9 protein-coding genes are annotated in these 7,823 nt (G+C 58.8%); 2 read left to right on the top strand and 7 right to left on the bottom strand.

The window, feature by feature from the left end; translation table 11 throughout:
- Positions 1–66: 66 nt before the first annotated feature.
- Positions 67–1,242: an aminotransferase class V-fold PLP-dependent enzyme gene (locus tag ACRESD_RS10260; protein WP_431750808.1), complete on the bottom strand. Its 1,176-nt coding sequence runs from the start codon at positions 1,240–1,242 to the stop codon at positions 67–69.
- A gap of 10 nt (positions 1,243–1,252) precedes the next feature.
- Positions 1,253–1,489, bottom strand: a complete 237-nt coding sequence (locus tag ACRESD_RS10255; RefSeq protein WP_431750807.1) for a DUF3820 family protein — start codon at positions 1,487–1,489, stop codon at positions 1,253–1,255.
- A gap of 204 nt (positions 1,490–1,693) precedes the next feature.
- Here ACRESD_RS10255 and ACRESD_RS10250 point away from each other — a divergent pair, with 204 nt between their 5' ends.
- Positions 1,694–2,161, top strand: coding sequence for a ferritin-like domain-containing protein (locus ACRESD_RS10250; RefSeq protein ID WP_431750806.1), 468 nt, complete (start codon positions 1,694–1,696; stop codon positions 2,159–2,161).
- 71 nt (positions 2,162–2,232) lie between these two features.
- On the opposite strand, the gene ACRESD_RS10245 is transcribed toward ACRESD_RS10250, so the two are convergent.
- Both ACRESD_RS10245 and ACRESD_RS10240 read right to left on the bottom strand, forming a co-directional pair.
- Complete coding sequence (locus ACRESD_RS10245) at positions 2,233–2,703, bottom strand: MaoC family dehydratase (protein ID WP_431750805.1); 471 nt, start codon at positions 2,701–2,703, stop codon at positions 2,233–2,235.
- 71 nt (positions 2,704–2,774) lie between these two features.
- Positions 2,775–3,719 carry a lysophospholipase gene (locus tag ACRESD_RS10240; RefSeq protein WP_431750804.1) on the bottom strand — a complete coding sequence of 315 codons (945 nt, stop codon included), beginning with the start codon at positions 3,717–3,719 and terminating at the stop codon, positions 2,775–2,777.
- A 222-nt stretch (positions 3,720–3,941) separates the two neighbouring features.
- Between ACRESD_RS10240 and fadD2 the strand changes: the two genes are divergently transcribed.
- Positions 3,942–5,630: a long-chain-fatty-acid--CoA ligase FadD2 gene (gene fadD2 / locus ACRESD_RS10235; protein ID WP_431750803.1), complete on the top strand. Its 1,689-nt coding sequence runs from the start codon at positions 3,942–3,944 to the stop codon at positions 5,628–5,630.
- Between the two features lie 126 nt (positions 5,631–5,756).
- Here the strand turns inward: fadD2 and tsaA are convergent, their stop codons facing one another.
- The 3 genes from tsaA to ACRESD_RS10220 all read right to left on the bottom strand — a co-directional run bounded on the left by tsaA (position 5,757) and on the right by ACRESD_RS10220 (position 7,697).
- Positions 5,757–6,452, bottom strand: a complete 696-nt coding sequence (gene tsaA, locus ACRESD_RS10230; protein WP_431750802.1) for a tRNA (N6-threonylcarbamoyladenosine(37)-N6)-methyltransferase TrmO — start codon at positions 6,450–6,452, stop codon at positions 5,757–5,759.
- 3 nt (positions 6,453–6,455) lie between these two features.
- Complete coding sequence (locus ACRESD_RS10225; protein ID WP_016970809.1) at positions 6,456–6,917, bottom strand: DUF1456 family protein; 462 nt, start codon at positions 6,915–6,917, stop codon at positions 6,456–6,458.
- Between the two features lie 69 nt (positions 6,918–6,986).
- Positions 6,987–7,697 (bottom strand): rRNA pseudouridine synthase, encoded by a 711-nt coding sequence (locus tag ACRESD_RS10220; RefSeq protein WP_016977929.1) that lies wholly within the window; start codon positions 7,695–7,697, stop codon positions 6,987–6,989.
- Positions 7,698–7,823 lie beyond the last annotated feature (126 nt).

The raw sequence follows: 7,823 nt of genomic DNA, 5'->3' as shown, positions 1-7,823 counted from the left end.
CGGTGGGTCAGAAAATACAGGTGTGACTGATGTACCGTTATCGCAGGCAAGCCAGCTCCCACAGGTTTAATCTGCGTTTAGTTCAGTGATTGCTTTTACCAACACATCAATGTCTGCCGCCGAGGTGACCAACCCCGGCGTCACCCGGATACAGGTGCCAAACGCCGCCCCGACACGGGTTGTCGTGAACAGGCCATAGTCGTTGAGCAAGCGATCCGCCATCGCCTGCTGATCACGCCCGATGAACTTGAATGCCGTGATCCCGCAATACAACCGAGGGTCGTCCGACGTCAGCACTTCAATCCCCGGCAACGGCCGCACCTGGCTCACCCACAGATCACGCAGGTAATTCACCCGCGCACCTTTGGCCGCCGCGCCACCCAAGGCGCGATGTTCTTCCAGCACCAGCGGCAAGGTCATCAGGGCCGGAAAATTCGGCGTGCTGTAGGGCGTGCGTGCACGCACATCGGTCATCGGGTAGTGAAACTCGCCCATGTCCGGGTCGATGTCTGCCAGGCGCTCGGGGGCTATATAGAGAAAGCCCAGGGTCAGGGGGGCACCGATCCACTTGTGCAGGTTGAAGCCGGCGAACTGGATGCCAAGCTCAGCCAGGTTGAACTCGATCTGGCCCAGGGCATGGGCGCCATCGAGGATCACATCGATACCCTGTTCACGGGCGGCTTTGGCAATGGCTTCGACCGGCATCACCAGCCCGGTGCGGTGGGTGACGTGGGTCAGGGCCATCAGCTTGAGGCGTGGATACTGGGTAAATGCCTGGCGATAGGTCTGCACCAGGCTGTCAAAACTGGCCGGGTGGGTGTGGGAAATCTCGATCACTTCCACGCCGCGATAACCTGCCAACCAACGCATGGCCCCTTTGACCGTGTCGTACTCCAGGTCGCTGATCAGCACCTGATCGCCCGGTTGCAGGCGGTTGTAGTTGCGGATCAGCGACTGCAAGGCTTCGGTGGCATTGCGAGTGAAGGCAATCGATTGCGGATCAACATCGATCAGCCCGGCCAATTGGCGGCGTATCTCAACGTTTTCACCTTGTTCGAAGCGCTGGCGTACATACACCGAATTGCTGCGGTTGATAAACGCAACGTGCTCCAGATATTGCGCGTTTACCGTGCGGCTCATGCGCCCGAAGTAGCCGTTTTCCAGGTTGATGGGGCCAGGGTCCAGTTCATAGCGCTGGGCGATGGTTTGCCAATGATCTTCGTTGTGCGCATTCCGTGGCATGACAGGGCTCTTAGTGGCGAGGGGCGGGTTTGCCGTGTTTCATACGCAGCGGCTCGAGTAGTTCGGACAAACCGTTGTGGTCGATTTCCTGCATAAGTGCCAGTAAGCCGCCCAGTTCTCCGTGGGGGAAACCTTCACGGGCGAACCAGTTCAGGTAAGGGCCGGGCAGGTCGGCAATGATCCGTCCCTTGTATTTGCCGAAGGGCATTTCGCGGGTGATCAGCAGTTCGAGTTTTTCCGGGTTCATGGGCTTCAGGTGATGGGGTCGAGACCTTGGAAAATACAGGCATTCTGCATGGAGGCCAAATGACAGATCATGCAAATAACGTACATACAGATCGTTCAATAAATCATAACTTGTTGAAAATTAACAATAAGTTGTTATCGAAAACCTGGCACGGGCGCTGCAATCATTAAGACAACCTTCTTAACCCGTACAAGGAATTGAAAAATGACTGACATCAACAAAGAATCTATTTCCGTACTCAACGACCTGATCGAAACCAGCATCGACGGTCAGAAAGGTTTCAAGGAGTGTGCGGAAGATATCAAGCACCCTGAACTCAAGGCGCTGTTCGCCAAGCGCTCCGCTGATTGCGCCACTGCTGCCGCCGAGTTGAAAACTGCCGTGCGTGCCTTGGGTGGTGACCCGGAAGATTCAGGTAGCGTTGCCGGCGCATTGCACCGTGGCTGGGTCGACGTGAAGTCGATGCTCACGGGTAAGGATGAAGAAGCGGTACTGAACGAAGCCGAACGCGGTGAAGACCACGCTCTGAAGGCTTATAAAGAAGCGATCGAGAAGATCAACAAGCACAACCTGCTGGGTATTCGTGACCTGGTTGAGCGTCAGTACCATGGCGTGAAACGCAACCACGATCAGGTGAAAGCCCTGCGCAACCAAGCGCGTGCTAACTCGTAAGCCCTGTGCTGCAAATGCTGAAAAAAATGTGGGAGGGGCTTGCCCCCTCCCACATTTGTATTGCGTAGGCTTTAGCCGATGCTGATCGGCGGCAATTCAGTCAACTCCACCACCTGCTGCTTGCGTGGCGCAAGAATTTCCGCCTCGCCGTCCACTACCAGCTCATCGCGCTGGTTGAATACACGGGTGGCGATGCGCACGCGGAACTTCGGTAGTTTTTCGAGGATTTCCAGACGCACGGTCAGGGTGTCGCCGATCTTCACCGGTTTCTGGAAGCTCATCTGCTGGCCGATGTAGATAGTGCCCGGCCCAGGCAGTTCACAAGCAACCGCCGCGCTGATCAGGGCGCCGCTGAACATGCCGTGGGCAATACGCTCCTTGAACATGGTCGCCTTGGCGTATTCGGCATCCAGGTGCACCGGGTTGTGGTCGCCGGACATCGCGGCAAACAGCTGGATATCACGCTCTTCGACGGTTTTGCTGTAGCTGGCGGTCTGGCCGACTTCGAGGGCTTCGTACGGGGTGTTGGTAACCTGGGTCATCTAAAGGTGCATCCTGTGGCTAATCGGTAAATTAATAGACTGATTTTAAACGGTTTATTCTCAAAAAGAAGTTACTCGCAGCGGGTCGGCCGGCATAGAGTCAGGGCCTGGTCGAGCCACGTCAGCACATCGGCAGTGACTTCATCGCGGTTGGTTTCATTGAACACTTCATGGCGCGCCTGCGGGTAGATATTCAATTGCAGGTGCTGGCAGCCGGCCTCACGCAGGGCATGGGCCAGGCTTTTGAGACGTTTGCCTTCACTGACCGGATCACATTCGCCGCCCATCACCAGGATCGGCAGGCCCGGGTCGATCTGGGCGAGATTGGACGCTTTGCTGATTTGCTGCAAGCCGCCCAGCAGGTCGATCCACAGTTGGTTGGTGCAACGGAAACCACAGAGTGGATCGTTGATGTACTTGTCCACTTCATCCGGGTCACGGCTGAGCCAGTCAAACGCCGTACGGTTGGGCTTGAACGCCTTGTTGAATGAGCCAAACGACAAAAAGTCGATCAATGCGCTGCGCCCGCGCAAGCTTTGCCGTGCCCGTTCTATGCGGGCGATCACCCCGGCAGCGCGGTACAACGTCACTGGCTGGAAATTCGACCCGCTGAGAATCACTCCGTCCAGGCTGGCGCTGTGGTGCAGCAGGTAGGCCTGAGCGATATAACTGCCCATGCTGTGGCCCAGCAGAATGATCGGCAGCCCCGGCTGTTTAAGCGCGATGTGCTGATTGAGGCTGGCGAGGTCGCCCACGACTTTGCTCCAGCCATCGTCCTCGGCGTACAACCCCAAAGTGCCTTCATCGGCCGTGCGGCCATGACCACGCTGGTCCGGCGCATACAGCCCGTAGCCGGCGGCGCACAACGCTTGGGCCAGGCGCGCGTAGCGACCACTGTGCTCGGCCATGCCATGGGACAGCATGATCATGGCCTTGGCAGGGCCTTCCGGCAGCCATTGGTTGACGTACAGGCGGCTGCGGTCATTCGCGGTCAGCCAGAAGGTGCTGTGATTCATGGCGCTTCCTTTGCTCGGGGTCGATGCAGTGTATAGCTCATCCGCCAGAGGCTGGGGTATCTGCCTACGCGTCAGATACAAGATTCATACAATCAATGACACGGTTTGGCATATTTGCCTGATTGGCCATAGCTGCTAACGTCCCCAAAGCTCCGCTTTTTATAGCTGCCTGATATTTGCAGCTGCAGCGGTCGAACACACTCAGGTAAGAGGACAAGAATAATGCAACCTGATTTCTGGAATGACAAACGCGCTGCGGGTGTCCCCAACGTTATCGACCTCACCAGCTATAAATCGGTGATCGAAGTCTTCGAACGCTCCTGCAAGACCTTTGCCGACCGTCCGGCGTTCAGCAACATGGGCATCACCCTGACCTACGCCGAGCTTGAGCGCCAGAGTGCGGCATTCGCCGGCTACCTGCAAAACCATACCGACCTCAAGCCCGGTGAACGCATCGCGGTGCAGATGCCCAACGTGCTGCATTATCCCATTGCCGTATTTGGCGCACTGCGCGCCGGGCTGATCGTGGTCAACACCAACCCGCTGTACACCCCCCGCGAGATGCGCCACCAGTTCAAGGACGCCGGCGTGCGTGCGCTGGTCTACCTCAACCTGTTCGGCTCGCGGGTGCAGGAAGTGTGCGGTGATACCGAGATCGACTACCTGATCGAAGCCAAGATGGGCGACTTCATGCCCACCGCCAAAGGCTGGCTGGTCAACACCGTGGTCGACAAGGTGAAGAAGATGGTCCCGGCCTACAGTCTGCCTCGGGCCGTGTCCTTCAAGCGCGCCTTGCGCATGGGCGCTGGCCTGGGCGTGACGCGCCATCCGGTGACCCTGGACGACATCGCGGTGCTGCAATACACCGGTGGCACCACCGGCCTGGCCAAGGGCGCGATGCTCACCCATGGCAACTTGGTGGCGAACATGCAACAGGCGCGGGCGTGCATGTCCCAGGTCGCCGATGACGGCCAGCCGCTGGTGAAGGAGGGGCAGGAGGTGATGATTGCGCCGTTGCCGCTCTATCATATCTATGCCTTCACGGCGAACTGCATGTGCATGATGGTGACCGGCAACCACAACGTGCTGATTACCAACCCGCGGGACATCGGCGGCTTCATCAAGGAGCTGAAGAAGTGGCGGTTCTCCTGCCTGCTGGGGCTCAACACGCTGTTTGTGGCGTTGATGGACCACCCGGACTTCAAGACCCTGGACTTCTCTCATCTGAAGATCACCAACTCTGGTGGCACCGCACTGATCAAGGCCACTGCCGAACGCTGGAAGGCACTCACCGGTTGCTCCATCGGCGAAGGCTACGGCCTGACTGAAACCTCACCAGTGGCGAGCACCAACCCCTATGGCAGCCAGTCGCGACTGGGCACCGTGGGTATCCCGGTGCCGGGCACCGCGATGAAAGTCATCGACGATGAGGGCCATGAGTTGCCATTGGGCGAGCGGGGCGAGCTGTGCATCAAGGGCCCACAAGTGATGAAGGGCTACTGGCAACAACCGGAGGCCACCGCCGAGACCCTGGACGCTGAAGGTTGGCTCAAGACTGGCGACATTGCGGTCATCGACACCGATGGTTTCGTCAGCATCGTCGACCGCAAGAAAGACCTGATCATCGTCTCGGGTTTCAACGTGTACCCCAACGAGATCGAAGATGTGGTGATGGCCCACCCAGCCGTGGCCAATTGTGCGGTGATCGGCGTACCGGATGAGCGCACGGGGGAGGCGGTGAAACTGTTTGTGGTGGCACGAGCCCAGGGGGTGAGCCTTGAAGAGCTGAAGGCGTACTGCAAGACCAACTTCACCGGGTACAAGGTGCCCAAGCATATTGTGTTGCGCGAGTCGTTGCCGATGACACCGGTGGGCAAGATATTGCGACGTGAGCTTCGCGACATCGCCTGATGTGAAATGCGGTTCAAAAATGTGGGAGGGGGCTTGCCCCCGATAGCGGTGTATCAGCCAGCTTGTATGTAGCTGACACACTGCAATCGGGGGCAAGCCCCCTCTCACATTTTGTTTCCGGTTTCTTCAGCTGGCTGGGAGTACTTCCAGCACACAAATCACCCCAGCCTCGGGATAGTGCCAACGCACATCCACATCCCAGAACTGCGCGCCATACTCCCGTTCAGGTCCGGGCGTCTGGTACGCCGGGCGGGGATCTTGAGCCAGACACTGCTCAATCAATGCCACTAACGGCTCATCCAGCCGTTGGGCATGGTCTTGTGCTTGATGCAGCGCGGTCTTCAGCCACTGCACGGGAATCAGTGCGGGTGCACCACTGGCCATGTCATTGGTTGCAGTGTCGATGATGTCCGCATACGGCACATACGGCTTGATATCCAGCACTGGCGTGCCATCGAGCAAATCGATCCCGGATATCCACAGCCGCCCTGGCTCCACCTTGTCCAGCTTCACCACCGACTGGCCGATGCCATTGGGCCGGTGGGTCGCACGGGTGGCAAACACGCCCATCGACGTGTTACCGCCCAGGCGCGGTGGGCGAACTTTCAGGCGCGGCTTGTCTTCCAAGGCCTGATGAAACAGGAACAGCAGCCATACATGGCTGACCTGCTCCAGGCCTTGTACCGCCTCGCCGCCGTCAAACGGCGCCACCAGCTCCAACACACCACGGGCGGCAGGCGCCAGTTGCGGTTGGCGCGGGATGGCGAACTTCTCCTTGAAGCAGGAGCGCACAAAGCCGACGGGGGAGACGTTGTAGCCCATGGCTCAGGTACGAACCCGTAGCGTCAGGCCCTTGAGGAAGTTACGCAGCAACTGGTCGCCGCACGGGCGGTAGTTGGTGTGGCCGAACTTGCGGAACAGCGCGCTCAGCTCGGGCTTGGACACCGGGAACTCGGCAGCCTTGAGGATCGCGTGCATGTCGTCTTCCTTCAGTTCGAAGGCCACGCGCAGTTTCTTGAGGATGATGTTGTTGGTCACCGGGGTTTCGATGGGCTGCGGTGGACGGCTTTCATCCTTGCCACGCTTGAAGATCACCAGGCCATCAAGGAAGTGAGCCATGACTTCGTCCGGGCAGAACACGAAGCCTTCTTCCTCGTCCTTCTTGAGGTAGGTCAGCAGGTCTTCCTTGGTCACGTCCATGCCGCCGAGCTTGATGATCTCGACCATCTTGTTGTCGCTGATGTCGAGCATGTAGCGCACGCTGCGCAGTACGTCGTTGTGAATCATGGTGGGCAATCCTGGTATCAACTGAGGACGCCGCCGAAATCAGGCAGCGTCGAGAAAAAGGGGGGCGGCTTAGAACTTTTCTTTGCCGGACAGGTAGCGCCATTGGCCGACCGGCACCTTGCCGATGGATACACCGCCAATGCGGATACGACGGATGGCGATGACTTTCAGGCCAACCGCTTCGCAGAACAGGGCAATCACCCCCGGCTGCGGGTTTTTCATCGCAAAGCGCAGGCGGTTTTCGTTCTGCCAGCTGGCTTTGACCGCCGGCAGTTCCTTGCCTTTATAAGTCAGGCCGTGATTCAGACGGTTGAGGCCGTGGGCAACCATGTCGCCTTCGACCTCCACCACGTACTCCTGCTCGATCTTGGCGGCATCGGCGGTCAACTTGCGCAGAATCTTCCAGTCCTGGGTAAACACCAACAGGCCGCTGGCCTTGGCTTGCAGGTCGGCGCTGGCGGTCAAGCGCAGGAAGTGGCCCTTGAGCGGGCGCTTGCCGAAGCGGTGTTCTTCCGAGAGTGTGTCGGCGCTGATCGACGCCATGGCCGTTTCGGCATCCACGCCGGCCGGGGCGTGCAGCAGGATGGTCACCGGCTCCGGCGCGGTGGCCTTGGCCTCGGGGTCGAGTTCGACCTTTTGGGTGGTGACCTTGAACTGCGGTTCGTCGATGACTTCGCCGTCCACCGAGACCCAGCCGCCTTCAATAAACAGCTCAGCCTCCCGACGGGAGCAACCGACCAGTTCGATCAGGCGTTTGGAGAGGCGTATGGGGTCAGTCATGACAAGGGCCGTAACAAAAGGGGGCAGCTATTGTACCTGCCTGGCGCCGGTTAATCCCGGACCTATTTCAGGACCGCGCGTTATTGGTCAGTACGCCGTACAAAATGTGGGAGCGGGCTTGCTCGC

The organism is Pseudomonas sp. (assembly GCF_050739995.1).
In the GTDB taxonomy this organism is placed as follows: Bacteria; Pseudomonadota; Gammaproteobacteria; order Pseudomonadales; family Pseudomonadaceae; genus Aquipseudomonas.
This window is presented reverse-complemented; position numbering and strand designations above follow the sequence as displayed.